This is a genomic window from Streptomyces sp. MI02-7b (assembly GCF_033793585.1).
In the GTDB taxonomy this organism is placed as follows: Bacteria; Actinomycetota; Actinomycetes; order Streptomycetales; family Streptomycetaceae; genus Actinacidiphila.
Window position 1 is genome coordinate 152,860 of the sequence record NZ_JARAWX010000003.1, and the last position, 26,717, is coordinate 179,576.

The following is a 26,717-nucleotide window of genomic DNA, read 5'->3' on the forward strand; positions in this document are numbered from 1 at the left end:
TAGAGGAGAAAACCCGTTTGGCGGCGGGCGGCCGCGCAACGAGAATCCAGGACATGGGACATGTCGACGTTGCACATCTGGAGTACTACCTGCCGGACGGACGGGTGCTGCTCGGCGATGTCTCGTTCCGGGTGGGCGAAGGCGCCGCGGTGGCCCTCGTGGGCGCGAACGGCGCGGGCAAGACGACGCTGCTGCGGCTGATCTCCGGGGACCTGAAGCCGCACGGCGGCACGGTCACCGTCGGCGGCGGACTCGGCGTGATGCCGCAGTTCGTCGGCTCGGTACGGGACGACCGCACGGTGCGCGACCTGCTGGTGTCGGTGTCCCCGCCCCGCATCCGCGAGGCGGCCGCGGCGGTCGACGCCGCCGAGCTGGAGATCATGGCGCAGGACGACGAGGCCGCGCAGCTGGCGTACGCGCAGGCGCTGAGCGACTGGGCGGAGGCGCGCGGCTACGAGGCCGAGACGGTCTGGGACATGTGCACCATGGCAGCGCTCGGCGTCCCGTACGAGCGCGCGCAGTGGCGCGAGGTGCGGACGCTCTCGGGCGGCGAGCAGAAACGCCTGGTCCTGGAGGCGCTGCTGCGCGGCACCGACGAGGTGCTGCTGCTCGACGAGCCGGACAACTACCTGGACGTGCCGGGCAAGCGCTGGCTGGAGGAGCAGCTGCGGCAGACCCGCAAGACCGTGCTCTTCGTCTCCCACGACCGCGAGCTGCTGGCCCGTTCCGCCGAGAAGATCGTCTCCGTCGAGCCGGGCCCCGCGGGGTCGGACGTGTGGGTGCACGGCAGCGGCTTCGCCACCTACCACGCGGCCCGCCGCGAACGCTTCGCCCGCTTCGAGGAACTGCGGCGGCGCTGGGACGAGGAGCACGCCAAGCTGAAGAAGCTGGTGCTGACCCTGCGTCAGCAGGCGGCGATCAGTCCCGACATGGCCTCCCGCTACCGGGCCGCGCAGACCCGGCTGAAGAGGTTCGAGGACGCGGGGCCGCCGCAGGAGCCGCCGCGCGAGCAGGACATCCGCATGCGGCTGTCCGGCGGGCGCACGGGAGTGCGCGCCGTCACCTGCGAGCGGCTGGAGCTGACCGGGCTGATGAAGCCCTTCGACCTGGAGGTCTTCTACGGCGAGCGGGTCGCGGTGCTGGGCTCCAACGGCTCCGGGAAGTCGCACTTCCTGCGGCTGCTGGCGGGGGACGCCGGGGTCCGGCACACCGGGCAGTGGAAGCTCGGCGCCCGGGTCGTGCCGGGGCACTTCGCGCAGACCCACGCGCACCCGGAGCTGCTCGGGCGCACCCTCGTCGACATCCTGTGGACCGAGCACGCCCGTGACCGGGGCAAGGCGATGTCCGCCCTGCGCCGGTACGAGCTCGACCGCCAGGGCGACCAGCGCTTCGACCAGCTGTCGGGCGGGCAGCAGGCGCGCTTCCAGATCCTGCTGCTGGAGCTCTCGGGGACCACGGCGCTCCTGCTGGACGAGCCGACGGACAACCTGGACCTGGAGTCGGCGGAGGCCCTTCAGGAGGGCCTGGAGGCCTTCGACGGGACCGTGCTCGCGGTGACGCACGACCGCTGGTTCGCCCGCAGCTTCGACCGCTTCCTGGTCTTCGGCGCGGACGGGGTCGTCCGGGAGGTGCCGGAGCCGGTGTGGGACGAGACACGCGTGGTGCGGGAGCGGTAGCCGGTCACCTGCCGCCGCCACCCGCCACCCGCCACCCGCCACCCGCCACCCGCCACCCGCGACCGGACAGGCGGTCCGGTGGCGGGTGGCTGGCCGGCTGTGGGCTGTGCGGAGGGGCCCGCACACGGCGTCGGCGACGCGTTTTGACCCGAACAGGGCACCGCGGGTATTCTGCAGGTTCGTTATGCGTATTGGCTTGCTCGTTCTCACGTGAGAGGCCGCTACGCCGGTCCACCGGGCCGATGACCAGCGTTCGTCCAGCGGTTGCGTCGCCGCAGGACGACAGGGCTGTCGTGATCGTCCGGGTGGCCTTGTCAGTACCCACTCACTGAAGAAGCGAAGGCTACGACCGTGCGTACGTTCAGCCCCAAGCCCGGCGATGTCCAGCGCCAGTGGCACGTCATCGACGCGCAGGACGTCGTCCTGGGCCGACTGGCGGCCCACACCGCGTCCCTCCTCCGGGGCAAGCACAAGCCGGTGTACGCGCCTCACGTTGACACTGGTGACTTCGTCATCATCATCAACGCCGACAAGGTGCACCTGTCCGGCAACAAGAAGCAGCAGAAGCTGGCCTACCGCCACTCCGGTTTCCCCGGCGGTCTCCGCTCCGTTCGTTACGACGAGCTGCTCGACAAGAACCCGGAGAAGGCCATCGAGAAGGCCGTCAAGGGAATGCTGCCCAAGAACACCCTGGGCCGTCAGATGCTCTCGAAGCTGAAGGTCTACGCGGGTGCCGAGCACCCGCACGGCGCTCAGCAGCCGGTTCCGTTCGAGATCAGCCAGGTCGCGCAGGGCTAGTCCCGGCCACCGTCAACACAGAAAGCATCTGAGGAGAATCGTGGCCGAGACCACCGCTGAGACCCCTCTCGTCGAGGACGGCGAGATCGTGGAGACCATCGAGATCCCGGAGGAGTACACCTCCGAGTCCCTCGCATCCCGCTTCGGCGAGCCCCAGCCGGCCGCCGGCACGGGCCGCCGCAAGGAGTCCGTCGCCCGCGTCCGGATCATCCCGGGCACCGGCAAGTGGACCATCAACGGTCGCACCCTTGAGGAGTACTTCCCCAACAAGGTGCACCAGCAGGAAGTCAACGAGCCGTTCAAGATCCTTGAGCTCGACGGCCGTTACGACGTCGTCGCCCGCATCAACGGCGGCGGCATCTCCGGTCAGGCCGGTGCGCTGCGCCTGGGCGTCGCCCGTGCGCTGAACGAGGCGGACGTGGACAACAACCGCGGCCCGCTCAAGAAGGCCGGCTTCCTGACCCGTGACGCTCGCGAGATCGAGCGCAAGAAGGCCGGTCTGAAGAAGGCCCGCAAGGCGCCTCAGTACAGCAAGCGCTAATCACCGCGCGCGTGCTGCTGCGCTGCACTGCATGTACGCCCCGGAGGCACTTTGTGCGTCTCCGGGGCGTACGCGTTTCGGGGAAAGCGGCGTATAACCGGATGAACGCCCGCTGACACGGGGCGACGCACGGCAACATCTCGGAGGAAATACTGTGGGACGACTCTTCGGTACGGACGGTGTGCGCGGTGTCGCGAACGCCGATCTGACGGCCGAGCTGGCGCTCGGGCTGTCGGTCGCGGCGGCGCACGTGCTGGCCGAGGCGGGCACGTTCGAGGGCCACAAGCCGGTGGCCGTGGTGGGGCGTGATCCGCGAGCATCCGGAGAGTTCCTGGAGGCGGCCGTGGTGGCCGGCCTCGCCAGTGCCGGCGTGGACGTCCTGCGGGTGGGCGTGCTGCCGACCCCGGCTGTGGCGTATCTCACCGGGGCGCTCGGCGCGGACCTCGGCGTGATGCTCTCCGCGAGCCACAACCCGATGCCCGACAACGGCGTGAAGTTCTTCGCCCGGGGCGGCCACAAGCTCGCCGACGAGCTGGAGGACCGCATCGAGTCCGTCTACGCGGAGCACCGCACCGGAGCACCCTGGGACCGCCCGACGGGCTCCGGCGTCGGCCGGGTCCGGGACTACGACGAGGGCTTCGACCAGTATGTCGCCCACCTGATCGGCGTCCTGCCCAACCGCCTGGACGGACTGACGATCGTCCTGGACGAGGCGCACGGCGCGGCGGCCCGCGTCTCGCCCGAGGCCTTCGCCCGGGCCGGCGCCGAGGTGATCACGATCGGCACCCAGCCGGACGGCCTCAACATCAACGACGGCTGCGGCTCCACCCACCTGGACCTGCTCAAGGCCGCCGTCATCGAGCACCACGCGGACCTCGGCATCGCCCACGACGGCGACGCGGACCGCTGCCTGGCCGTCGACCACCTCGGCAACGAGGTCGACGGCGACCAGATCCTCGCCGTCCTGGCGCTCGCCCTGCGCGAGGCGGACCGGCTGCGCAAGAACACCGTCGTCGGCACCGTCATGTCCAACCTGGGCTTCAAGCTCGCCATGGAGCGCGAGGGGATCGACCTGATCCAGACCGCCGTCGGCGACCGCTATGTGCTGGAGTCCATGAAGGAGCACGGCTACGCGCTCGGCGGCGAGCAGTCGGGCCACGTGATCATCCTGGACCACGCCACCACCGGGGACGGCACCCTGACCGGCCTGATGCTGGCCGCCCGGGTCAGCGCGACCGGCCGCCCGCTGGCCGACCTGGCGCAGGTCATGGAGCGGCTGCCGCAGGTGCTGATCAACGTCCGCGACGTGGACAAGCACCGGGTGGACTCCTCGCCCGAGCTCACCGCCGCCGTCGCCGAGGCCGAGGCCGAACTGGGCACCACCGGCCGCGTCCTGCTGCGCTCCTCGGGCACCGAGCCGCTGGTGCGCGTCATGGTCGAGGCCGCCGACATCGACCACGCCCGCTCGGTGGCCGGCCGGCTCGCCGACGTCGTGAAGTCCGCGCTCGGCTAGGCCGCGAACGCCCCCGGTCCCGTACGCCGCCTGCGCTGCACCGCCCAGAAGCCCTTCTGGGCGAGCAGCGTCAGGACGCCCGCGACGACGATGCCGGCCAGGTTCACACCCAGCTGGGCCGAGGAGCCCCACAGCTCGCGGTAGTCGCCGTAGCTCAGCGCGAGGGCGGCGTTGGCGGCGGCCGGGACGGTCGTGACCGAGATCGCCACCCCGACCAGGGCCCCGGACTTGGCCGAGGTCAGGGAGAGGATGCCGGCGACCCCGGCGAGCAGCGCCACCACGAGGGAGCTCAGGTCGGGCTGCCAGATGAACTCGGTGGACGGGTGGGGCGCGGTGAAGTCCGCCTCACTGAAGACGCCGAGCAGGTCCATCACATAGTTGAAGCCACCGGTGAGCGCCATCGCCAGCGGGAAGCCGACCAGCAGCGCGATCAGCGAGCGCCGGGCCAGCGCGAGCCGTCCCCGCACCAGCCCTGTGCACACCCCCGCCAGCGGCCCGAACTCCGGCCCGACGACCATCGCGCCCACGATGAGGATCGCGCTGTCCAGCATCACGCCGCAGGCGGCCAGCATCGTGGCGACCGACAGGAACGCCAGGTAGGTGACGGTGAGTGTGGACTCCTCGTGCGTCGCCTCGGTCAGCGACTCCCACAGCACGGCGTCCGCGCCCTCGCCCGGCGCCTCCTGCTCGGCCTTGTCGGCCCGCCGGGACAGCGTGAGGTCGATGTGCTCGACCGTGATCGCCCCGGTGTCGGCGATGCCGAGGCCGCGCAGGCCGTGCAGCAGTTCGTCGGCGGACTCGCGGGCCACGTCGCACATCACGACGTCGCCCCGCGGGTTGCGCGCGGCGCCGGGCAGCACGGCGACGTGGGCGGTGCCCACGGTCCGTTCCACCAGCGAGATCACCCGGTCGGTGTCGGCTTCCGGAACGATCATCCGAAGATGCAGCATGCGCGCAGGCTACCGGCCGCCGTGCGCTCCTAGAGCTTGCGCAGGGAGAGCTTCTGCACCTTGTGGTCGGCGCCCTTGCGCAGCACGAGCGTGGCCCGGCCGCGGGTCGGCAGGACGTTCTGGACCAGGTTCGGCTGGTTGATGGCGCGCCAGGTGTGCCGGCCGTACTCCATGGCCTCCTCCTCGGAGACCTCGGTGTAGCGGTGGAAGTACGACCGCGGATTCTGGAAGGCGGTCTCGCGCAGCTTGCGGAAGCGCGCCAGGTACCACTGCTCGATGTCCTCGGTGCGCGCGTCGACGTACACGCTGAAGTCGAAGTAGTCGGCGAGCGCCACGCGGGTGCGGCCGTCCTTGCCCGGCAGGGCCGGCTGCAGGACGTTGAGCCCCTCGACGATCAGGACGTCGGGACGCCGGACGACCAGTTCCTCGCCGGGCACGATGTCGTAGATCAGGTGGGAGTAGACCGGCGCCCGCACCTCGTCCTTGCCGGCCTTCACGTCGGCGACGAAGCGCGTGAGCGCCCGGCGGTCGTACGACTCGGGGAAGCCCTTGCGGGACATCAGCCCGCGGCGCTGCAGCTCGGCCTTGGGGAGCAGGAAGCCGTCGGTGGTGACGAGTTCCACGCGCGGGTGCTCCGGCCAGCGGGCCAGCAGCGCCTGGAGGATGCGGGCGGTGGTGGACTTGCCGACCGCCACGCTGCCCGCGACCCCGATGACGAAGGGCGTGCCGGACTGGGCGCCGTGCCCGCCCGCGGTGTCGTCCAGGAAGGTGTTGACCGCGCCGCGCAGGCCGTGGGTGGCGCCGACGTAGAGGTTCAGCAGCCGCGACAGCGGCAGGTAGACGTCGATCACCTCGTCCAGGTCGATGACGTCGCCGAGGCCCCGCAGCCGTTCGACCTCCTCGGCCGAGAGCGGCAGCGGGGTGCGGTCGCGCAGCGCGCTCCACTCGTCCCGGGTCAGGTCGACGTACGGGGTCGGCTCGGCGCGGCGGCGCGTCTGGTGGGGCGAAGTGGTCGGCGGCACGGACTCATTGTTGCGCCGGGATGAACGGCGTTCGCGGTGGGGTCGCCCGGCGGCGCCCCCAACCGGCTGTCAGCGGCCTGTCAGCCCGTTGTCAGTGGGGGCGAGGACAGTGGTGCGCATCGCACGAAGACCGCAGGAACCATGACGGGGAGGACATCGCGGATGAGTTACGCGATCCAGGCGGAAGGCCTGGTCAAACGCTTCAAGGAGACGGAGGCCCTGTCCGGCGTCGACCTGGCCGCCCGGACGGGCACCGTGCTCGGCGTGCTCGGCCCGAACGGGGCCGGCAAGACCACCGCGGTGCGCATCCTCGCCACGCTGCTGCGGCCGGACGCCGGCCGTGCGCTGGTCGGCGGGCACGACGTCGTACGGGAGGCGGGCGCGGTGCGCGCCCTGGTCGGCCTCACCGGGCAGTACGCCGCGGTGGACGAGATGCTCACCGGCCACGAGAACCTGCTGATGATCGCCCGGCTGCTCGGGATGCCGCGGCGCGAGGCCCGCGCCCGGGCGACCGGCCTGCTGGAGGACTTCCGGCTGTCGGACGCGGGCGGCAGGGCCGCCAAGACGTACTCCGGCGGCATGCGCCGCCGGCTCGACCTCGCCGCGAGCCTGGTCGGCCGGCCGCGCATCCTCTTCCTCGACGAGCCCACCACCGGCCTGGACCCGCACAGCCGCAACGAGTTGTGGGACATCGTCCGCGGCCTGGTCGGGGACGGCACGACCGTCCTGCTCACCACGCAGTACCTGGAGGAGGCCGACCAGCTCGCCGACGACATCGCCGTCATCGACCGCGGCCGCGTGATCGCCGAGGGCACCCCCGACGGCCTGAAGGAACAGGTCGGCGGCCAGGTGCTCCAGGTGCGTCCCATGGACGCCGGAGAGCTGGACAAGGTGCACGCGATGGTCTCGGTGATCGCCGGCCCCGCGGCCACCGTGGAGAACGGCGCGGTGACCGCGCCGGTGAACGACCCGGAGCTGATGCCCGCCGTCGTACGGCGGCTGGACGAGGCCGGGGTGCGGGTGGGCGAGCTCACGCTGCGCCGCTCCAGCCTGGACGAGGTGTTCCTGTCGCTGACCGGGCACCGCGCGGTGGAGGACACGACGACCGACGAGGACAAGACGGAGGCCCTGGTATGACCGCCGTGACCCTGGACGTGGCGCCGGCCGCCAAGGTGCGGCCCTGGGACGGGCTGCAGCAGACCTGCACGCTCGCCTGGCGCAACCTGGTGCAGATCAAGCACAACCCGATGGAGCTGATGGACCTCAGCGTCCAGCCCATCATGTTCGTCCTGCTGTTCACCTACGTCTTCGGCGGCCAGATGGCCGGTTCGCCGGACGCCTATCTGCAGTACGCGCTGCCCGGGATCATCGTGCAGAACGCGCTCTTCGCGACGATGAACACCGCGATGGGCCTCAACATCGACCTCACCAAGGGTGTTCTGGACCGGCTGCGCTCCCTGCCGATCGCCCGCTCCGCGCCGCTCATGGGCCGCGTCGTCGCCGACCTCGGCAAGCAGCTCTGGTCGCTGCTGCTGATGCTCTGCCTCGGCATGCTGATGGGCTTCGACGTGAACGGCGGCGTCCCCGGCGTGCTCGGCGCCGCGGGCCTGCTGCTGGTCTTCGCGCTGGCGATGTCCTGGATGACGCTGCTCATCGGGATGCTGGTCTCCGAGCCGGAGAAGGTGATGACCTTCGGCTTCGTCCTGGTGATGCCGCTGACCTTCACCTCCAGCGCCTTCGTGCGGGCCGACACGATGCCGGGCTGGCTCAGGGCGTGGGCCGACATCAATCCCGTCACCCGACTGGCCGACGCGGTGCGGGCGTTGACGACCGGCACCGGCGAGGTCGCCGGCCCGGTGCTGTGGTCGCTGCTGTGGGCCGCCGGAATCGCCGTCGTCTTCGTCCCCCTGGTGATGCGCGCCTACCGCGCGCGGACCTGACCGAGCGCCACCGGATACCCGGATGCCCGGCCGCACGGGCATCCGGGCGGCCGGCTCCGGCTTCGGCGGCGGGCGCCCGCCGCTTAGAGTTCTCCTCATGTGCGGAATCGTGGGATACGTCGGCGGGCAGTCCGCCCTCGAGGTGGTCATCGCAGGTCTGAAGCGTCTGGAGTACCGGGGGTACGACTCCGCGGGCGTCGCCGTCCTGGCGGACGGCGGTATGGCGGCGGCCAAGAAGGCGGGCAAGCTCGCCAACTTGGAGAAGCTGCTGGACGAGCGCCCGCTGCCGACCGGCCCGGCCGGCATCGGCCACACCCGCTGGGCCACGCACGGCGGCCCCACCGACGCCAACGCGCACCCGCACCTGGACAACGCGGGCCGGGTCGCCGTCGTCCACAACGGCATCATCGAGAACTTCGCCGCCCTGCGCGCGGAACTCGCCGAGCGCGGCCACGACCTGCTCTCCGAGACCGACACCGAGGCGGTCACCCACCTGCTCGCCGAGGCCTACTCCTCCACCGGCGACCTCACCGAGGCCATGCGCCAGGTGTGCCGCCGCCTGGACGGCGCCTTCACCCTCGTGGCCGTCCACGCCGACGAGCCGGACGTCGTGGTCGGCGCCCGCCGCAACTCCCCGCTCGTCGTGGGCGTCGGCGACGGCGAGAACTTCCTCGCCTCCGACGTGTCGGCCTTCATCGACCACACCCGCGAGGCGATCGAGCTCGGCCAGGACCAGGTCGTCGAACTGCGCCGGGAGGGCGTCACCGTCACCGACTTCGAGGGCAAGCCCGCCGAGGTGCGGCCGTACCACATCGACTGGGACGCCTCCGCCGCCGAGAAGGGCGGCTACGACTACTTCATGCTCAAGGAGATCGCCGAGCAGCCCAAGGCCGTCGCCGACACGCTGCTCGGCCGGATCGACGCGAGCGGCCTGCTCACGCTCGACGAGGTCCGCATCCCCACCTCCGTGCTGCGCGAGATCGACAAGATCGTGATCGTCGCCTGCGGCACCGCCTTCCACGCCGGCATGATCGCCAAGTACGCGATCGAGCACTGGACCCGGGTGCCCTGCGAGGTCGAGCTCGCCAGCGAGTTCCGCTACCGCGACCCCATCCTCGACTCGCGCAGCCTCGTCGTCGCCATCAGCCAGTCCGGCGAGACCATGGACACCCTCATGGCGCTGCGCCACGCGCGTGAACAGGGCTCCAAGGTGCTCGCGATCTGCAACACCAACGGTTCGACCATCCCCCGCGAGTCCGACGCGGTCCTCTACACCCACGCGGGTCCCGAGGTCGCCGTCGCCTCCACCAAGGCGTTCCTCACCCAGGTGGTGGCCTGCTACCTCGTCGCCCTCTACCTCGGCCAGGTGCGCGGCACGAAGTGGGGCGACGAGATCATCGCGGTCATCCGCGAGCTCTCGCACATCTCCCAGCAGGTCGAGCAGGTCCTGGAGACCATGGAGCCGGTGCGCGAACTGGCCCGCTCCCTGGCGGACAAGAACACCGTCCTCTTCCTCGGCCGCCACGTCGGCTACCCCGTCGCCCTCGAAGGCGCGCTCAAGCTCAAGGAGCTCGCCTACATGCACGCGGAGGGCTTCGCCGCCGGCGAGCTCAAGCACGGGCCCATCGCGCTCATCGAGGACGACCTGCCGGTCGTAGTGGTCGTCCCGTCCCCGCGCGGGCGGTCCGTGCTCCACGAGAAGATCGTCTCCAACATCCAGGAGATCCGGGCCCGCGGCGCCCGCACGATCGTCATCGCCGAGGAGGGCGACGAGTCCGTCGTCCCCTACGCCGACCACCTCATCCGCGTGCCGCAGACGCCGACCCTGCTGCAGCCGCTGGTCGCGACCGTGCCGCTGCAGGTCTTCGCCTGCGAGCTCGCCACGGCCCGCGGCAACGAGGTCGACCAGCCGCGCAACCTCGCGAAGTCCGTCACCGTCGAATGAGCCGGGGGGCCGTGTGATCATCGGGGTCGGCATCGACGTGGCGGAGATCGACCGCTTCGGGGAGTCCCTGGAGCGCACACCCGGCCTGGCCGAGCGGCTCTTCCTCCCCGGCGAACTCCACCTTCCCAGCGGGGCTCGTCGCGGCACCGCCTCCCTCGCGGCGCGCTTCGCCGCGAAGGAGGCGGTCGCGAAGGCGCTGGGAGCCCCTGGGGGGCTCCACTGGGCGGACGCGGAAGTCGTCACGGAGGATTCGGGGCAGCCCCGCCTCGTCGTGCGGGGGACGGTGGCGGCGGCGGCGGAGGCTCGGGGGGTGCGGGTCTGGCACGTCTCGCTCAGTCATGACGCGGGGGTCGCGTCGGCGGTCGTCATCGCGGAGGGCTAGCGCCCGGCCTGCGGGTGCGCTGCGCGGGCTGTGCGGGGAGGATTGTTCCCCGCCCTCCCTCCCCCAGCCTTCGGCCGGGAGTGCCCCCAACCCGGCGGGGTGAGTGCGGGCCTGCGCTCTGTTCGTGTGGGGGTCGGTGCCGCGCCGGGGTGCGCCCCCAGCTACCGCTGGGAGGTGCCCCCACCTCGGCGCTCGCGGTTTGGCCCCACATCGTCCGGCATCGGACCCCGCAGTCTCCGCTTGTCGCTCCCCCAGCGGGGGCACCCCGCCACGCCCCCTCCCGGGTCGGCGTGGCGAACTGACGGCCGGTGGGGGTCCTGTCGGCGGTGACGGCTGGGCCCCCGGATTGCGTGGCGCCAGCGGTTGGCCCGAGCATCGTGCCGTCCAATACCACCCACCGGGGATCAGGCGCGATACGAAACGGAGGGGGCGGGGGAGTTGGGGGCACCCCCGGCCGGAGGCTGGGGGAGGGTGGGTGTTCTGGACTGTGGAGCATATGTGGGTGCATGACCCGGGGTGATCAACGGCAGGTGCCGGAGGCACCTAAATGTGCTGTCCAGAATGGCCAGCCCCGGAGGCCCCGCACCCGGCCCCCACGAAACGCGCGCCGGGGCGCCCTGACTTCACAGGGCTGGGGGCACCCCCGGCCGAAGGTTGGGGGAGGGCGGGCGGGCGGGGGAAAACAGGCACATGCGGCCACCCCGCGCAACATCGGGGCGGCGATGGGAACATGGGGCACATGCGGGTTGCGCACAGCGTGGAGAACGTCAGGGCCGCCGAGCGCGAGCTCATGTCCCGGGTGCCGGAGGGCGCACTGATGCAGCGCGCCGCCGCAGGCCTCGCCGCGGCCTGCGCGACAGCGCTCGGCGGCGGCGCGTACGGCGCCCGCGTCGTCGTACTGACCGGCAGCGGCGACAACGGCGGCGACGCCCTGTACGCGGGCGCGCGGCTCGCCCGGCGCGGGGCGGGCGTGACCGCCGTCCTGCTCGCCCCCGAGAAGGCCCACCCCGGAGGACTGGCGGCCCTGCGCGCCGCGGGCGGCCGGGCCGTGACCCCGCGGGAGGTGGACGCCGAGGCGCTGATCCACCGCGCCGACCTCGTCATGGACGGCATCGTGGGCATCGGCGGCAAGGGCGGACTGCGCCCGGAGGCGGTGCCGCTGGCGGAGGCCGCGCACGCGGCGCCTGCGATCGTGGTCGCCGTCGACCTGCCCAGCGGGGTGGACGCGGACACCGGAGAGGTGCGCGGGGCGGCGGTCCGGGCCGACATGACGGTGACGTTCGGTACGTACAAGCCGGGCCTGCTCGTCGACCCCGCCGCCGAGTACGCCGGCGCGCTGCGCCTGATCGGCATCGGGCTGGACCCGCCCGCCCCGGACCTGGAGGCGTTGCAGCACGCGGACGTGGCGGCGCTGCTGCCGCACCCCTCGGCCGAGAGCGACAAGTACCGCCGCGGTGTGGTCGGTGTCGTCGCGGGGTCGGAGCGCTACCCCGGAGCCGCCGTCCTCGCGGTGGCGGGCGCGCTGCGCGCCGGCGCGGGGGCCGTGCGGTACGTGGGGCCGGGAGCGCGGGCGGTCATCGCGCGCTTCCCGGAGGCGCTGGTGTCGGCGGGGCCGCCGCACAAGGCGGGCCGGGTGCAGGCGTGGGTGGTGGGCCCGGGGCTCGGCGACGGGCCGGAGGCGCGGCGGTCCGTGGAGGACGTGGTCGCCTCCGACGTCCCGGTGCTCGTGGACGCGGACGGGCTGCGCCTGCTGGACCGCGCGGCCGTGCGCGAGCGCTCCGCGCCCACCGTGCTGACCCCGCATGCGGGCGAGGCGGCCGCGCTGCTGGGCGTGGCCCGGGAGGAGGTCGAGGCGGCCCGGATGGTCTTCGTACGGCGACTGGCGGCGGAGTTCGGCGCGACGGCGTTGCTGAAGGGTTCCACGACGCTCGTGGCGGCACCGGATGCGGCCGTGCCGGTCCGGGTCAATCCGACGGGGACACCGTGGCTGGCCACGGCCGGCAGCGGGGACGTGCTCTCGGGCATCACCGGCTCGCTGCTCGCCGCGGGCCTCACGGCACGTGACGCCGCGTCCGCCGGCGCGTATCTGCACGGCCTCGCGGCGCGCATCGCCTCCGGTGCGGTGGGGGCCCCGATCGCGGCGCACGACGTGGCCGCCGCGGTCCCCGATGCCTGGCGGAGCGTCAGATCGTAGCTGGGCGAAACGGGTGGAGTCCGCCCGCGGAGTGTTCCGGCGGGCGACGTCGCGTCTATGCGTCAAGGCATGGGAAGAACGTACGCCTGCCGGGGGGCGCGGTTGTGCACCGCCGCCCTGGTCGTCCTGTCCGCTCTGGGCACAGGGACGACGGCCTCCGCCGATGATCACCACCCCGTGAAGCTCGAGGACTACGTCGCGGGGGTTCCGTTCCAGCAGTACGACCTGCCGGGGCCCGCCGACACCCCGGACCAGGGTCTGCCGCCCAAGCACGTGGACCACTCGCACGACGCCGAGGAGAACCGCGGCGACTACGACGAGGAGGAGGCCGAGGAGGAGCAGGCGCCCATCGACCCGCAGCAGGTCGAGTGGCTGCCTCCCGACGAGGCCGCCGCGGGCCGTCTGTCGCCGTACTGCACGCCGCTCGCCGGCCCGTACCAGCGGGACGTGGAGAGGCTGCTGGGGCTGCCGGTGGACGGCAGGCAGTCGGAGGACGACTGCTACGCCATCCAGCGCTACCAGCAGGCGAGCGAGATCCTGCCCGACACCGGGTTCGCCGGGCCCACCACCTTCGGCCACCTGCGCCTGGACCTGGCCATCCGGCAGGGCCCGAACGCGGGCCGCCAGTGCCTGACGCCGCCCAAGGGGCAGCGCGTGGCGTGCGTGGACCTCACTCGGCAGATCCTGTGGGTGCAGACCAGCGCGACGAACGTGGTCTTCGGGCCCGTCTCGATGCGCAGCGGCCGTACGGGCTTCGCGACCCGCACCGGGCGCTTCAAGGTCTACTGGCGCCACCGTGACCACGTGTCCGACATCTACGACGCCCCCATGCCGTTCAGCCAGTTCTTCAGCGGCGGCCAGGCCCTGCACGCCATCACCGGCAGCGTCTACCGCGCGCCGGGCTCGCACGGCTGCGTCAACCTGTCCACACCCGACGCGGGACGGCTGTGGAACGTGCTGAAGCTGCACGACCAGGTGCATGTCTTCGGGCACAAATCCGGCACGTGACGGGGGCAGCGGGCGGGCCTGAGACACTGGGCGCGATGGATGAGACAAATCTGCGCGCCCAGGCCACGATCGATCTCGCCGCACTGCGGTCGAACGTCGAGGCTCTGCGCGCCCGCGCGCCCCGCTCCGGGCTGATGGCCGTGGTCAAGGCGGACGCCTACGGCCACGGGATGGTCCCGTCCGCGCGGGCGGCGCTGGAGGCCGGCGCCGCCTGGCTGGGCGCCGCGACCCCCGAGGAGGCGCTCGCACTGCGCGCCGCGGGGATCACCGCGCCGGTGCTGTGCTGGCTGTGGACGCCGAACGGGCCGTGGCGCGACGCGGTCGAGGCCGGCCTCGACGTGACGGTCAGCGGCCTGTGGGCGCTCCGCGCGGCGGCCGCGGCGGCCGAGGCCGCCGGCCGTACCGCGCGGGTGCAGCTCAAGGCGGACACCGGACTGGGCCGCAACGGCGCCCAGCCCGGGGACTGGGCGGACCTGGTGGCCGCGGCCCGGGCCGCCGAGGAGGCCGGGCTGGTCAAAGTGACCGGACTGTGGTCGCACTTCGCGTGCGCCGACGAGCCCGGGCACCCCGCCAACGCCGCGCAGCTGGCTGTCTTCCATGCCGCGCTGGAGGCCGCTGAGAGCGCCGGGCTGCGCCCGGAGGTCCGGCACATGGCCAACTCCCCGGCGACGCTCACCCTGCCCGAGGCGCACTTCGACCTCGTGCGGACGGGCGTGGCGATGTACGGGATCTCGCCGATCCCGCAGGTCGGCGGCCCGGAGGAGTTCGGGCTGCGGCCGGTGATGACGCTCTCCGCCCGCCTGGCCTCGGTCAAGCGGGTGCCGGGCGGCCACGGCGTCAGCTACGGCCACCACTACACGACACCGGGCGACACCACGCTCGCCCTCGTCCCCCTCGGCTATGCGGACGGCGTCCCGCGGCACGCCTCGGGCACCGGGCCGGTGCTGGTGGCGGGCAAGTGGCGGACCGCCGCGGGCCGGGTGGCGATGGACCAGTTCGTCGTGGATCTCGGCGGCGACCACGCCGAGGCCGGCGACGAGGCCGTGCTGTTCGGCCCGGGCGACCGCGGTGAGCCGACGGCCGAGGACTGGGCGCGTGCCGCCGGCACCATCGCGTACGAGATCGTCACCCGGATCGGGAGCCGGGTGCCGCGCGTCTACGTGGGTACGTAACCGCGTAGCCGAGGGGAAGCAGCGAAGACGACATGAGCGGGTCCGAGAGCGGTAACACGGCGGGGAGAGCGGTGGCGGCGGCCGAGGCGGTGGCCGGGGCCGCGGAGGCGGTCGCGGAGGCCGTGACGGGCGGTTCTGGCGGGGTGCTGCCGTCCGGCCGCTGGCGCCACGCCGGGATAGCCGGTGCGGCCATCGGCGTCGTCGCGGCGGGTGCCGCCGCCGGGGTGGCGCTGGAGCGCGTCACCGTCGGCCGCGGCATGCGCCGGCGCGCGCGGCTCGCCCTCGATGTGGCCGGACCCTACGGGTCCCTGCGCGGGATGCCGGGGCGGGTGGCCGCCGAGGACGGCACCGAGCTGTACTACGAGGTCGAGGAGGCCGATCCGGCCGTCGCCGACCCGGTTCCGCCGGCCCGCCGCTGGGGGCTGTTCCGGCGCGGCGGGCAGAACGCCCCGCTCACCGTGGTCTTCAGCCACGGCTACTGCCTCAACCAGGACTCCTGGCACTTCCAGCGCGCGGCCCTGCGCGGCACGGTGCGCGCCGTGTACTGGGACCAGCGCAGCCACGGCCGCTCCGCGCGCGGCAACGACCAGGCGGGCGGCGAGCCCGCCACCATCGACCAGCTCGGCCGCGACCTGAAGCAGGTCGTCGACGCCGCCGTCCCGGAGGGCCCGGTGGTGCTCGTCGGGCACTCCATGGGCGGCATGACGGTCATGGCGCTGGCCGACCAGTTCCCCGAGTTCGTCCGGGAGCGCGTGGTGGGCTTCGCCTTCGTCGGCACGTCCTCCGGCAAGCTCGCCAGTGTGACGCTGGGCCTGCCGGCGGCGGGGGCGCGGGCGCTGCGGGCGCTCGCGCCGGGGGTGCTGCGGATCCTGGGCACCCAGGTGGACCTGGTGGAACGCGGGCGGCGGGCGACGGCCGACCTCTTCGCCGGGATCATCAAGCGCTACTCGTTCGGCTCGGACGTCGATCCGGCGGTCGCGCGGTTCGCCGAGCGGATGATCGAGTCGACGCCGATCGACGTGGTCGCCGAGTTCTACCCGGCCTTCACCGAGCACGAGAAGAGCGAGGCGCTGGACGTCCTGGACGGCCTGCCCGGACTGGTGCTCGCCGGGGACAAGGACCTGCTGACACCGAGTGAGCACAGCAGGGCCATCGCCGAGCGGCTGCCCGACACCGAGCTGGTGGTCGTTCCCGGCGCGGGCCATCTGGTGATGCTGGAGCAGCCGGACCTGGTCAACACGCACCTCGCCGCGGTGCTCGCGGAGGCGGCGGACGCCTCGCGCGCCGCCGTTCCGCAGGCGCTGCGCGAGCTGGCCGCGGCCCGGCCGGGCGTGCCGCGGCAGCAGGATCGCTCGGGGCACGCGGTCTCCGGCGGCGCGTAGCATTCGGGCCCATGGGCATGGAAGCCATCGGCAAGGAAGCGGTCCGGGTCGTCGTCAAGACCCCCGAGCGGATGCGGGAGCTGGGGCAGCGCCTCGCGCCGCTGTTGCGGGCGGGTGATCTGGTCCTGCTCAGCGGGGACTTGGGCGCGGGCAAGACGACACTGACCCGGGGCCTGGGCGAGGCCATGGGCGTGCGCGGCGCGGTGACGTCGCCGACCTTCGTCATCGCGCGGGTCCACCCGTCGCTGACCGGCGGGCCAGCGCTGGTGCACGTGGACGCGTACCGGCTCGCCGGCGGGCTGGACGAGATGGAGGACCTGGACCTCGACGTCTCGCTCCCGGAGTCGGTCGTGGTCGTCGAATGGGGCGAGGGCAAGGTCGAGGAGCTCTCCGAGGACCGTCTGCAGCTGGTGATCCACCGCGCCGTCGGCGAGGTCGCGTCCGGGAACGGGCAGGAGGACCACGACGTGCGCGAGGTGGTCGTCACCGGCGTCGGCGCACGCTGGGCCGGGGAGGACCTGGCGGCGCTGGGGGAGTAGCCGTTCCGACAAGGTGTCGGGAAGATGTTGCGCCGGGCACGGGTCACGTGTTCTTCTGGTGGTGCGAGGAGAAGTTAGGGCTGCCTAACCTTCAGCCCCTCGGACCACACCGCCCCCCGCCCCAGGAGGCAACCATGTCGGCCCACAAGGTGCCGGAGCCGGAGCCGGGCTACTCGGTGCAGGCCCTGCTCGCCGCGTGTGCCGCGGCGAACGCGGTCAGCACGCCGCCGAAGTCACCGGACGAGCCCGCGGCGCCCGACGACCCGGACGCACGGACCGCCGGCGGAGCCGGGACCACGGCCCCGGAGGCCGACGCGGCCTAGGACTGGTCGGCCGTTCATCCGGTCGGGTGATTTCCGCGTGCTGTCAGCGGACGACGACGACCTTGGTGTCGATCGTGGCGAAGGTCCACAGCGCCGCGCCGTCCTTGCGCTTCTCGCGGATGCCGCCGGTCTGCTGCGAGGGGTCGGGCTTGCCGGGCAGCGAGCCGTCGCGCGCGGCGCTGAAGCCGACGACCACGTTGTCCACCGACGCGAAACGCACCACGTGCTCGATCGGGACCCCGTCGCCGCCGGTGCCGCTGGCACTGCGCGTGGTCACGTCGTACGTCCCCGGGTCGGGGTCCACCGTGCCCGGGACCACCACGTAGGTGCGGCTCACCGCGCCCGCGTCGCCCACCAGCCACACGCGGTCCTGGCGCAGCGAGTACACCACGCGGCGGCCGCTGCCGGAGGCGGCGGGCAGCTCGTGCTTCTTGCCGGGAGCGGCGGAGGCGCCGCTCGAGGGCGAGGCGCTGCCGTTGTCCGTGGACACCGCGGCGCCGCCGGCGGCCACCTCCGTGGCGGAGCTGGAGGCCTGGACGGCGAGCACGCCGACCGCGGCCAGGGCGGCCGCGGTCAGGCCGGTCACGATCGTCCCTGAACCGATCCTTGCCACGGGGTCCTCCGGAAGTGGGGCGTCAGGCTCAGGTTGACGTTAGCAGCCGGTGCGAGCGGGATCCGAGCACCGCCCCCGTACCGGCCGGGACCCCGGTGGCGGCAGGGCCGCCCCGGTGAACGCCGTAGGCTGAACGCGTGCTGCTGCTTGCCTTCGACACCGCCACCCCCGCCGTGACCGTCGCCCTGCACGACGGGCACCGCGTGCTCGCCGAGTCGACGGAGATCGACGCGCGCAGGCACGGCGAACTGCTGATGCCCGCCGTGGACCGCGTGCTGCGCGAGGCGGGCGCCGAGCCGGCCGCCCTGACCGGGCTCGTGGTCGGCGTCGGCCCCGGCCCGTACACGGGACTGCGCGTGGGCCTCGTGACCGCCGCCTCCTTCGGGGACGTCCTCGGTGTGCCCGTGCACGGGCTGTGCACCCTGGACGGCCTCGCCTACGCGGCCGGGATCGACGGCCCCTTCGTCGTGGCCACCGACGCCCGCCGCAAGGAGGTCTACTGGGCCCGCTACGAGGGCCCGCGCGGCCGGGTCGGCGACCCGGCGGTGGACCACCCGGCCGACATCGCCGAGCGCGTCGCGGGCCTGCCCGCGGTGGGCGCGGGCGCCGCGCTGTACCCGGGCGTCTTCACCGACGTCCGCCCGCCCGCCGACCAGTCCGCCGCCGCGCTGGCCGCGCTCGCCGCGGCGAAGCTGGCCGAGGGCGAGGACTTCCTCCCCCCGCTGCCGCTCTATCTGCGCCGCCCCGACGCGCAGGTGCCGGCCGGTTACAAGGCGGTCCTGCCGAAGTGACCGCCGTACTGCGCGAGATGCGCTGGTGGGACCTGGACCCGGTGATGGGGCTGGAGGACGCGCTCTTCCCCGACGACGCCTGGTCGCGCGGCATGTTCTGGTCCGAACTCGCCGACGCCCGGCACCCGGCCGCGACCCGGCACTACGTCGTCGCCGAGGAGGCGGACGGCCGCGTGGTCGGCTACGCGGGTCTGGCCGCCGTGGCCGGCACCGGCGACGTGCAGACCATCGCCACCGCCCGCGACCAGTGGGGCACCGGGCTCGGTGCCCGCCTGCTGCGCGAACTGCTGCACCAGGCCACCGCGTTCGAGTGCCACGAGGTGCTGCTGGAGGTGCGGGTCGACAACGTCCGCGCCCAGCGGCTGTACGAGCGCTTCGGCTTCGAGCCGATCGGTTTCCGGCGCGGCTACTACCAGCCCGGCAACGTCGACGCCCTCGTCATGCGGCTCGCCGACCTGACGGCGGCGCCCGGGGCGGCGGACACACGAGAAACACCAGGTCTACAAGGAACTGAGACGACCCATGGCTGACGAGCCCCTTGTCCTCGGCATCGAGACGTCCTGCGACGAGACCGGTGTCGGCATCGTGCGCGGTCACACCCTGCTGGCCGACGCGGTCGCGTCCAGCGTGGACGAGCACGCCCGGTTCGGCGGCGTCGTCCCCGAGGTCGCCAGCCGCGCCCACCTGGAGGCGATGGTCCCCACCATCCGGCGCGCGCTGAAGGAGGCCGGCGTCGCCGCCTCCGACCTGGACGGCATCGCCGTCACCGCCGGCCCGGGCCTGGCGGGCGCGCTCCTGGTCGGCGTCTCGGCCGCCAAGGCGTACGCCTACGCCCTCGGCAAGTCGCTGTACGGCGTGAACCACCTCGCCTCGCACATCTGCGTCGACCAGCTGGAGCACGGCGCGCTGCCGGAGCCCACGATGGCGCTGCTGGTCTCCGGCGGGCACTCCTCGCTACTGCTGGCGCCCGACATCACCGGCGACGTGCGGCCGCTCGGCGCGACCATCGACGACGCGGCGGGCGAGGCCTTCGACAAGGTCGCCCGCGTGCTGGGCCTCGGCTTCCCCGGCGGCCCGGCCATCGACCGCGTCGCGCGCGAGGGCGACCGGGCCGCGATCCGCTTCCCGCGCGGCCTGACCGGCTCGCGGGACCCGCTGTACGACTTCTCCTTCTCCGGGCTGAAGACCGCCGTGGCCCGCTGGATCGAGTCCAAGCGCCGGGAGGGCGAGGACGTGCCCGTCGCGGACGTCGCCGCGTCCTTCCAGGAGGCCGTGGCGGACGTGCTGACGCGCAAGGCGATCCGCGCCTGCAAGGACAACGGCGTCGACCACCTCATGGTCGGCGGCGGTGTCGCGGCCAACAGCCGGCTGCGCTCGCTGGCCCAGGAGCGGTGCGACGACGCGGGCATCATCCTGCGCGTGCCGCGGCCCAAGCTCTGCACCGACAACGGAGCGATGGTGGCGGCGCTCGGGGCGGAGATGGTGGCCCGCGGCCGCCCCTCCTCGACGTGGGACCTGCCCGCGGACTCCTCGCTGCTCGTCACGGACGTGTCCGTGCCGGGGCACACGCACGATCACGATCACGTGCACGAGCTCAGCAAGGACAACCTCTACTCGTCATGACCGTCGCCCTGATGTGGGAGGCCCGCGCCGTGGAGGGCCGCGGGCCCGAACTCCTCGCGTGGGTCCGTGCGCAGACGCTGACGCCCGCACCGTTGCGCCGGGAGACCTTTTCCGCGCCGCGGGACCGGGTGCTGGTGATCACGTGGTGGGAGGCGCCGTACGACGCGGAGCTTCCGGAATTCCCCGAGCCGGAGGAGGGGTTGGCCCTGCGGGCCGTCCATCGCTGGCGCTTCGAGGCGTTGGCGTGACCCCATGTGCGGGTGCGCTGCGCGGGCTGTGCGGGGAGGCTTGCTCCCCGCCCTCCCTCCCCCAGCCTTCGGCCGGGGGGGGCGCCCCCAGCTACCGCCGGGAGGTGCCCCCACGGGGCTCGCGGTTTGGCCCCACATCGTCCGGCATCGGACCCCGCAGTCTCCGCTCGTCCCTCCCCCAGCTACCGCTGGGGGAGGGACCCCGCCACGCCCCCTCCCGGGTCGGCGTGGCGAACTGACGGCCGGTGGGGGTTCTGTCGGCGGTGACGGCTGCGCCCTTGGACGGCGCTGCGCCAACGGTGGCCCGAGCACGGTGCCGCTTCTACCCCCACGGGGATCAGGCGCTCGCAACTACGGAGGGGGCGGGGGTGGTGGGGGCACCCCCGGCCGGAGGCTGGGGGAGGGTGGGTGTTCTGGACTGTGGAGCATATTTGGGTGCATGACCCGGGGTGATCAGTTGAGCGTGCGTGAGGCACCTAAATGTGCTGTCCAGAATGGCCGGCCCCGGAGGCCCCGCACCCGGCCCACCCCGCACGCGCGCCGGGGTACCTGACTTCACAGGGCACCCGGGCGGGCGGGCGGGGAGGGCGCGGGCGCCCCGAGCAGCATGCTGGGCGCACCCGCGACCCGCGTCAGGAAGACCGTCGCCGCGTTGGGCCCCTGGGCCCTGACCCGGCGGCGCAGTTCCTCCGGCTCGACCGCGGAGCCCCGCTTCTTGACCGTGAGCACGCCCACCTCCCGTTCGCGCAACAGCGCCTTGAGCCGCTTGAGGCTGAACGGCAGCACGTCGGTGATCTCGTACGCGGAGGCGTACGGCGTGCTGTGCCGCTCGTCCGAGGTGACGTAGGCGATGGTCTCGTCGATCAGGCCGCCCCCGACCCGGGCCGCGACGTCCGCGACGAGGTGGGCCCGGATGACCGCGCCGTCGGGCTCGTACAGCCAGCGCCCGACCGGGCGCACCGCGGGGTCGGGCAGGCCGGCGGCGGGCAGTGAGGCGCCGGAGGGGAGCAGCGTCGCCCGCCGGGCGCCGGAGTCCGTGCCGAACCAGAGCACGGCCTCCTTCACGTCGCCGTGGTCGGAGACCCACTCCGCCTCCGCGTCCTGCGGCACCGCCTCGTGCGGGATGCCGGGCGCGACCTTCAGCGCCGCCAGCGGTGCCCCGCGGGCCGCCGTCACGGCCCATGACAGCGGCGGGGAGTACGCCTCGGGGTCGAAGATCCTGCCGCGTCCCCCGCGCCGGGCCGGGTCGACGAAGACCGCGTCGCAGCCGTCCGTCCCCACCTCCGTGACGTCGGCGCAGCGCACGTCGATGCGTTCCGCGAGCCCCAGCGCCCGCGCGTTGGCCCGCGCCACCGCGCAGGTCAGGGGGTCGCGGTCGACCGCGAGCACGTGCACCCCGGCCCGCGCCAGCGGGATCGCGTCGCCGCCGATCCCGCAGCACAGGTCGGCCAGCCTCCGCACGCCGAGGGCCGCGAACCGCTCCGCCCGGTGCCGCGCCACCGACGCCCGCGTCGACTGCTCCACGCCGTTGGGGGTGAAGTACATCGCGTACGCGTCCGCGCCGAACTTCGCCTCCGCCCGCTGCCGCAGCCGCGCCTGGGTGAGCGCCGCCGAGACCAGCGCCGCGTCGTGCTCGCGCCGCAGCCGGGTCGCGGTGGCGATCTCGTCCGCGGGGTCGTAGTCGCGGAGGCAGGCCAGCAGCCGCTGCCCCTCGTCGGTCAGCAGGGCGGAGAACGCGTCGAGATCCACGCCGTCCATTGTCCCGCGCCACCGGTGTCTGCTGGACTGGGCCCCGACCGGCGGCGAGGGGGCGGACGGATGGCAGCGGCGGCCGTGCTGAGCACGGCATGGGACAGCGTCCGGCAGCGGGCCACGCTCGGCGCGTACGCGCCCGGCGGCGGGGCCGTGCCGGCCGAGCGGCTGGACGCGCAGGGGCGGGCCGAACTGCTCGGGCGGCTGCGCTGGGAGGTCGTCCAGGGCGGCTCGCTGTTCCTGGTGTACGCGCAACTGCTCGACGGCGCCGCCTTCCACGTGCTGCGGCCGCGCGAGCTGATGGACGAACTGGCGCTTCGCGCGGTGGGCGGCGGGGCGATGCTGCCGATCCGGGTGAACGCCCGTGACGCGGACCTGCCCGGCCAGCTGGTCGCCCTGCTGTCGACGGGTTTCCTGTTCTCCTCGCTGCCGCTGTCCGAGGAGCAGTGCCTGCGGCTGCAACGGGAGCTGGGTTCCCGCGCGGACCCCTCCGCCGCGGCCGCGCTGCTCGCCGACGCCGGGCCGGTGGCCGCCGCCGACCGGCTGCTGGCCGCCACCGGGGTCCTGGGTACCGCGCTGCGGCACCGGGTGGTCGCGCGGTGGGGCGACTGGCTGGAGGCGGCCGCTCGGGGCCAGGTGGAGGTCAGCCCCCTGGTCCCGGCCGACTACGCGACGGCGTACGCCGTGCAGCCCCCGCCGCGCGCCGGGGACCTGGGCAGCGACGAGGCGCGCGCGGTGCTGGCCGAGTGGACCGGCGGCGCCCTGGACGCGGGCGGCATGCCGAGCCGCAGCCGCCTGTACGCGCGCCTGGACCCTCTCCTGCACTCCGCCGACCCGGCCGTGCGGGCGGACGCCGCGACGCTGCGCGAGGCGTTCGACGCGACGTACTACCGGGCCATCGCGGCCGGCGAGGGATGCTCCCTCGGCCTGCCCGCCGCCCGGCACGGCGTGGACCGCGGACAGGTCGCCGAACTCGCCGCCCGCACACCGCTGGTGTCCTTCCCGACCCGGTTCGAGCTGCGGTTCGGCCTGATGACCCCGGCGCAGTGGCAGCGCTTCACCGACGACGCCGCGGACGCGCTGCGGGCCTGGTGGGAGCACCACGACATCACCGCCCTCCAGGAGGTCGGAGACCTGCTGGGCGGGCGCACGAAGGAGCCGCCGCGGGGTCGTGGGGCGGAGGTGCCGGTGACCCGCATCCAGCGGATCGGGCGGGCGGTGCGCGGCGTGGGGGCCGAGGCGGTCGCCGGCGGCGGGCTGAGCCTGGCCGCGGGCGTGCTCGGCCAGGACGTCCTCGGGGTGTTCGCCTCCGGTGCGGCCGGGGTGCTCGCCCCCGTGCTCGTGGCGGCCGTGACCGCCGGGCTGCCGCGCCTGCGGGGCTACCGCGGGCGGTACGACGTGATCGAGCTGCCCGGAGCCCGGGGGAGGACGGCCTGATGGACCACGAGGCGACGCGTACCGGGACCCGTACGGCGTACCGCGACGCGCAGGGCGGCCGGTGGTGCGAGGTCCACCTCGACAGCTACCGGGCGGCCTCCGGCGCGGAGATGGAAGTGCACCGCGTACGGGTCGGCGGCGGACGCACCGGGGTCGTGGTGCTCGCGCTGCGCGGCCAGGACGTGCTGATGGTCCGGCAGTGGCGCCCGGCGGTGGGCCGCTGGGCCTGGGAGCTGCCGCGCGGCTTCGGCGAGACCGACCCGGCCGCCGACGCGCTGCGCGAACTCGCCGAGGAGACCGGTCTGGTGGGCACCTCCGCGACCGTCCTGGCCCGCATGGACGTGGATTCCGGGATGCTGGAGAACGAGGTCGCCGTCGTGGAGGTCGCCGTCCCCGCGGACGCCGTCCTGGTCCCCGGCGCCGCGGGGGACGGCGAGGTCGAGGGCGCACGCTGGTGGAGCCGGGCCGAGATCGCCGCGGCGGTCCGCGCCGGCGAGCTGCGGGACGGCTTCACACTGGCCGCTCTGGGCGCCCTCGGCACGGCGCGTCCGGCGTGGCATTGGCACTCCGCTTGACCGAGTGCTAAGCGCGTCATAATCTCGGACCTGGCACTCAGCCATGCCGAGTGCCAACAACAAAGCGACGGGCAGGTCCGGCACCCGCGACGACGGGCCTACCAGGTCGCCACCCCAGACAGACACTCCCGTGAGCCCTTTGAAGGGGGAGGTCGGATCGTGACGACCGCCAGCACCAAGGTTGCCATCAAGCCGCTCGAGGACCGCATTGTGGTCCAGCCGCTGGATGCCGAGCAGACCACCGCCTCCGGCCTGGTCATCCCGGACACCGCCAAGGAGAAGCCCCAGGAGGGCGTCGTCCTGGCCGTCGGTCCGGGTCGCTTCGAGGACGGCAACCGCATCCCGCTCGACGTCAAGGTCGGCGACATCGTGCTGTACAGCAAGTACGGCGGCACCGAGGTCAAGTACAGCGGCGAGGAGTACCTCGTCCTCTCGGCTCGCGACGTCCTCGCGATCGTCGAGAAGTAAATTCGGCGCCGCTCGTAACCGAGAAATGCCGTGACCACGCCCCGGGCACACCGAGTCCTCGCACGGACCGGGGGCCCGGGGCGCGGTCTTTGACGAGAACCCAAAGACGAGGAATTCCGCCGGTATGGCCAAGATCCTGAAGTTCGACGAGGACGCCCGTCGCGCCCTTGAGCGTGGAGTCAACAAGCTCGCCGACACCGTGAAGGTGACGATCGGCCCCAAGGGCCGCAACGTCGTCATCGACAAGAAGTTCGGCGCCCCGACCATCACCAACGACGGCGTGACCATCGCCCGTGAGGTCGAGATCGACGACCCGTACGAGAACCTCGGCGCGCAGCTGGTGAAGGAGGTGGCGACCAAGACCAACGACATCGCGGGTGACGGCACCACCACCGCCACCGTGCTCGCCCAGGCGCTGGTCCGCGAGGGCCTGCGCAACGTCGCCGCCGGCGCGTCCCCCGCCTCCCTGAAGAAGGGCATCGACGCCGCCGTCAAGGCCGTCTCGGACGAGCTGCTCGCGTCGGCCCGCCCGATCGAGGGCAAGGACGACGTCGCCGCCGTCGCCGCGCTGTCCGCCCAGGACAAGCAGGTCGGCGAGCTGATCGCCGAGGCGATCGACAAGGTCGGCAAGGACGGTGTCATCACCGTCGAGGAGTCCAACACCTTCGGTCTGGAGCTGGACTTCACCGAGGGCATGGCCTTCGACAAGGGCTACCTGTCGCCGTACTTCGTGACGGACCCGGAGCGCCAGGAAGCCGTCCTGGAGGACCCGTACATCCTCATCACCCAGGGCAAGATCTCCTCCATCCAGGACCTGCTCCCGCTGCTGGAGAAGGTGCTGCAGGCGGGCGCCTCCAAGCCGCTGCTGATCATCGCCGAGGACGTCGAGGGCGAGGCCCTGTCCACCCTGGTGGTCAACAAGATCCGCGGCACCTTCAACGCGGTCGCGGTCAAGGCCCCCGGCTTCGGTGACCGCCGCAAGGCCATGCTGGGCGACATCGCCGCCCTCACCGGCGCGACCGTCGTGGCCGAGGAGGTCGGCCTCAAGCTCGACCAGGTCGGCCTGGACGTGCTCGGCAACGCCCGCCGCGTGACCGTCACCAAGGACGAGACCACCGTCGTCGACGGCTCGGGCGACTCCTCGGAGATCGAGGGCCGGATCAACCAGATCAAGGCCGAGATCACCACCACGGACTCCGACTGGGACCGCGAGAAGCTCCAGGAGCGCCTCGCCAAGCTGGCCGGCGGCGTGTGCGTCATCCGTGTCGGCGCGGCCACTGAGGTCGAGCTCAAGGAGAAGAAGCACCGTCTGGAGGACGCCATCTCCGCGACCCGCGCCGCGGTCGAGGAGGGCATCGTCTCCGGTGGTGGCTCCGCGCTCGTCCACGCCGTCAAGGTGCTGGAGGACAACCTCGGCAAGTCCGGCGACGAGGCCACCGGTGTCGCGGTCGTCCGCCGCGCCGCGGTCGAGCCGCTGCGCTGGATCGCCGAGAACGCCGGCCTGGAGGGCTACGTCATCACCTCCAAGGTCGCCGAGCTGGAGAAGGGCCACGGCTTCAACGCCGCGACCGGCGAGTACGGCGACCTGGTGAAGGCCGGCGTCATCGACCCGGTCAAGGTCACCCGCTCCGCCCTGGAGAACGCCGCCTCCATCGCCTCCCTGCTTCTGACCACCGAGACCCTCGTGGTGGAGAAGAAGGAGGAGGAGCCCGCCGAGGCCGGTCACGGCCACGGTCACGGCCACTCCCACTGAGTGCGCCCGAAGGCCCCCGCTCCCGCACCGGGAACGGGGGCCTTCGGCCTTTCCTCCGCCGGCCGCGGGCTC

26 protein-coding genes are annotated in these 26,717 nt (G+C 73.2%); 22 read left to right on the forward strand and 4 right to left on the reverse strand.

The genetic code is table 11. From position 1 onward, the window contains the following. Nucleotides 1-53 precede the first annotated feature (53 nt). The 4 genes from PV364_RS05410 to glmM all read left to right on the forward strand — a co-directional run bounded on the left by PV364_RS05410 (nucleotide 54) and on the right by glmM (nucleotide 4,528). Nucleotides 54-1,676: an ATP-binding cassette domain-containing protein gene (locus PV364_RS05410; protein WP_319658504.1), complete on the forward strand. Its 1,623-nt coding sequence runs from the start codon at nucleotides 54-56 to the stop codon at nucleotides 1,674-1,676. Between the two features lie 351 nt (nucleotides 1,677-2,027). Then, on the forward strand, nucleotides 2,028-2,474 hold the full coding sequence (rplM, locus tag PV364_RS05415) for a 50S ribosomal protein L13 (RefSeq protein WP_319658506.1): 447 nt from the start codon (nucleotides 2,028-2,030) through the stop codon (nucleotides 2,472-2,474). 40 nt (nucleotides 2,475-2,514) lie between these two features. After that, nucleotides 2,515-3,015 carry a 30S ribosomal protein S9 gene (gene rpsI, locus PV364_RS05420; RefSeq protein WP_319658507.1) on the forward strand — a complete coding sequence of 167 codons (501 nt, stop codon included), beginning with the start codon at nucleotides 2,515-2,517 and terminating at the stop codon, nucleotides 3,013-3,015. 154 nt (nucleotides 3,016-3,169) lie between these two features. Further along, a complete protein-coding gene (gene glmM / locus PV364_RS05425; protein ID WP_319658508.1) occupies nucleotides 3,170-4,528 on the forward strand; it encodes a phosphoglucosamine mutase in 1,359 nt (452 codons plus the stop codon). On the opposite strand, the gene PV364_RS05430 is transcribed toward glmM, so the two are convergent. Next, complete coding sequence (locus PV364_RS05430) at nucleotides 4,525-5,478, reverse strand: DUF389 domain-containing protein (RefSeq protein WP_319658509.1); 954 nt, start codon at nucleotides 5,476-5,478, stop codon at nucleotides 4,525-4,527. The two genes, glmM and PV364_RS05430, sit on opposite strands and share 4 nt — an antisense overlap. Nucleotides 5,479-5,507: 29 nt before the next feature. Beyond that, nucleotides 5,508-6,500, reverse strand: a complete 993-nt coding sequence (gene coaA, locus PV364_RS05435) for a type I pantothenate kinase (RefSeq protein ID WP_319658510.1) — start codon at nucleotides 6,498-6,500, stop codon at nucleotides 5,508-5,510. Nucleotides 6,501-6,662: 162 nt separating this feature from the next. On the opposite strand from coaA, the gene PV364_RS05440 reads away from it, so the two are divergent. The 10 genes from PV364_RS05440 (at nucleotide 6,663) to PV364_RS05485 (ending at nucleotide 17,385) form a co-directional block, all read left to right on the forward strand. Continuing rightward, complete coding sequence (locus PV364_RS05440) at nucleotides 6,663-7,637, forward strand: ATP-binding cassette domain-containing protein (protein WP_319658511.1); 975 nt, start codon at nucleotides 6,663-6,665, stop codon at nucleotides 7,635-7,637. Beyond that, a complete protein-coding gene (locus tag PV364_RS05445) occupies nucleotides 7,634-8,440 on the forward strand; it encodes an ABC transporter permease (protein WP_319658512.1) in 807 nt (268 codons plus the stop codon). The genes PV364_RS05440 and PV364_RS05445 overlap by 4 nt, the downstream gene beginning before the upstream one ends. 97 nt (nucleotides 8,441-8,537) lie before the next feature. Continuing rightward, nucleotides 8,538-10,385: a glutamine--fructose-6-phosphate transaminase (isomerizing) gene (gene glmS / locus PV364_RS05450; protein ID WP_319658513.1), complete on the forward strand. Its 1,848-nt coding sequence runs from the start codon at nucleotides 8,538-8,540 to the stop codon at nucleotides 10,383-10,385. A 13-nt stretch (nucleotides 10,386-10,398) separates the two neighbouring features. Further along, nucleotides 10,399-10,767: a holo-ACP synthase gene (locus PV364_RS05455; RefSeq protein ID WP_319658514.1), complete on the forward strand. Its 369-nt coding sequence runs from the start codon at nucleotides 10,399-10,401 to the stop codon at nucleotides 10,765-10,767. A gap of 739 nt (nucleotides 10,768-11,506) precedes the next feature. Further along, nucleotides 11,507-12,961 carry an NAD(P)H-hydrate dehydratase gene (locus tag PV364_RS05460; RefSeq protein WP_319658515.1) on the forward strand — a complete coding sequence of 485 codons (1,455 nt, stop codon included), beginning with the start codon at nucleotides 11,507-11,509 and terminating at the stop codon, nucleotides 12,959-12,961. A 69-nt stretch (nucleotides 12,962-13,030) separates the two neighbouring features. After that, a complete protein-coding gene (locus PV364_RS05465) occupies nucleotides 13,031-13,969 on the forward strand; it encodes a L,D-transpeptidase (protein ID WP_319658516.1) in 939 nt (312 codons plus the stop codon). 35 nt (nucleotides 13,970-14,004) lie between these two features. After that, the gene (alr, locus tag PV364_RS05470; RefSeq protein ID WP_319658517.1) at nucleotides 14,005-15,141 is read left to right on the forward strand and encodes an alanine racemase; all 1,137 of its coding nucleotides are present in this window, start codon (nucleotides 14,005-14,007) and stop codon (nucleotides 15,139-15,141) included. 32 nt (nucleotides 15,142-15,173) lie between these two features. Beyond that, on the forward strand, nucleotides 15,174-16,523 hold the full coding sequence (locus PV364_RS05475) for an alpha/beta hydrolase (protein ID WP_319658518.1): 1,350 nt from the start codon (nucleotides 15,174-15,176) through the stop codon (nucleotides 16,521-16,523). A gap of 11 nt (nucleotides 16,524-16,534) precedes the next feature. Next, on the forward strand, nucleotides 16,535-17,062 hold the full coding sequence (tsaE, locus tag PV364_RS05480) for a tRNA (adenosine(37)-N6)-threonylcarbamoyltransferase complex ATPase subunit type 1 TsaE (protein WP_319658519.1): 528 nt from the start codon (nucleotides 16,535-16,537) through the stop codon (nucleotides 17,060-17,062). 134 nt (nucleotides 17,063-17,196) lie between these two features. Continuing rightward, entirely contained in the window at nucleotides 17,197-17,385 is a 189-nt protein-coding gene (locus tag PV364_RS05485) for a hypothetical protein (protein WP_319658520.1), read from the forward strand. Between the two features lie 43 nt (nucleotides 17,386-17,428). Here the strand turns inward: PV364_RS05485 and PV364_RS05490 are convergent, their stop codons facing one another. Further along, a complete protein-coding gene (locus PV364_RS05490; protein WP_401978998.1) occupies nucleotides 17,429-17,998 on the reverse strand; it encodes a hypothetical protein in 570 nt (189 codons plus the stop codon). A 137-nt stretch (nucleotides 17,999-18,135) separates the two neighbouring features. Between PV364_RS05490 and tsaB the strand changes: the two genes are divergently transcribed. Genes tsaB through PV364_RS05510 form a run of 4 tightly spaced genes read left to right on the forward strand, consistent with a single transcriptional unit; the run spans nucleotide 18,136 to nucleotide 20,660 of the window. After that, the gene (tsaB, locus tag PV364_RS05495; RefSeq protein WP_319658522.1) at nucleotides 18,136-18,789 is read left to right on the forward strand and encodes a tRNA (adenosine(37)-N6)-threonylcarbamoyltransferase complex dimerization subunit type 1 TsaB; all 654 of its coding nucleotides are present in this window, start codon (nucleotides 18,136-18,138) and stop codon (nucleotides 18,787-18,789) included. A gap of 17 nt (nucleotides 18,790-18,806) precedes the next feature. Further along, the gene (gene rimI, locus PV364_RS05500) at nucleotides 18,807-19,319 is read left to right on the forward strand and encodes a ribosomal protein S18-alanine N-acetyltransferase (RefSeq protein ID WP_319658812.1); all 513 of its coding nucleotides are present in this window, start codon (nucleotides 18,807-18,809) and stop codon (nucleotides 19,317-19,319) included. Then, a complete protein-coding gene (tsaD, locus tag PV364_RS05505; protein WP_319658523.1) occupies nucleotides 19,312-20,412 on the forward strand; it encodes a tRNA (adenosine(37)-N6)-threonylcarbamoyltransferase complex transferase subunit TsaD in 1,101 nt (366 codons plus the stop codon). The genes rimI and tsaD overlap by 8 nt, the downstream gene beginning before the upstream one ends. After that, a complete protein-coding gene (locus PV364_RS05510; protein ID WP_319658524.1) occupies nucleotides 20,409-20,660 on the forward strand; it encodes a hypothetical protein in 252 nt (83 codons plus the stop codon). The genes tsaD and PV364_RS05510 overlap by 4 nt, the downstream gene beginning before the upstream one ends. A gap of 555 nt (nucleotides 20,661-21,215) precedes the next feature. Here the strand turns inward: PV364_RS05510 and PV364_RS05515 are convergent. Next, a complete protein-coding gene (locus PV364_RS05515) occupies nucleotides 21,216-22,418 on the reverse strand; it encodes a THUMP-like domain-containing protein (protein ID WP_319658525.1) in 1,203 nt (400 codons plus the stop codon). 60 nt (nucleotides 22,419-22,478) lie between these two features. On the opposite strand from PV364_RS05515, the gene PV364_RS05520 reads away from it, so the two are divergent. From PV364_RS05520 to groL, 4 genes are all read left to right on the forward strand, one after another. After that, entirely contained in the window at nucleotides 22,479-23,849 is a 1,371-nt protein-coding gene (locus PV364_RS05520; RefSeq protein ID WP_319658526.1) for a hypothetical protein, read from the forward strand. Beyond that, nucleotides 23,849-24,424 (forward strand): NUDIX hydrolase, encoded by a 576-nt coding sequence (locus tag PV364_RS05525; RefSeq protein ID WP_319658527.1) that lies wholly within the window; start codon nucleotides 23,849-23,851, stop codon nucleotides 24,422-24,424. The genes PV364_RS05520 and PV364_RS05525 overlap by 1 nt, the downstream gene beginning before the upstream one ends. A gap of 159 nt (nucleotides 24,425-24,583) precedes the next feature. Next, on the forward strand, nucleotides 24,584-24,892 hold the full coding sequence (groES, locus tag PV364_RS05530; RefSeq protein ID WP_018562788.1) for a co-chaperone GroES: 309 nt from the start codon (nucleotides 24,584-24,586) through the stop codon (nucleotides 24,890-24,892). A gap of 124 nt (nucleotides 24,893-25,016) precedes the next feature. Next, nucleotides 25,017-26,645: a chaperonin GroEL gene (gene groL, locus PV364_RS05535; RefSeq protein WP_319658528.1), complete on the forward strand. Its 1,629-nt coding sequence runs from the start codon at nucleotides 25,017-25,019 to the stop codon at nucleotides 26,643-26,645. Nucleotides 26,646-26,717: the final 72 nt, after the last annotated feature.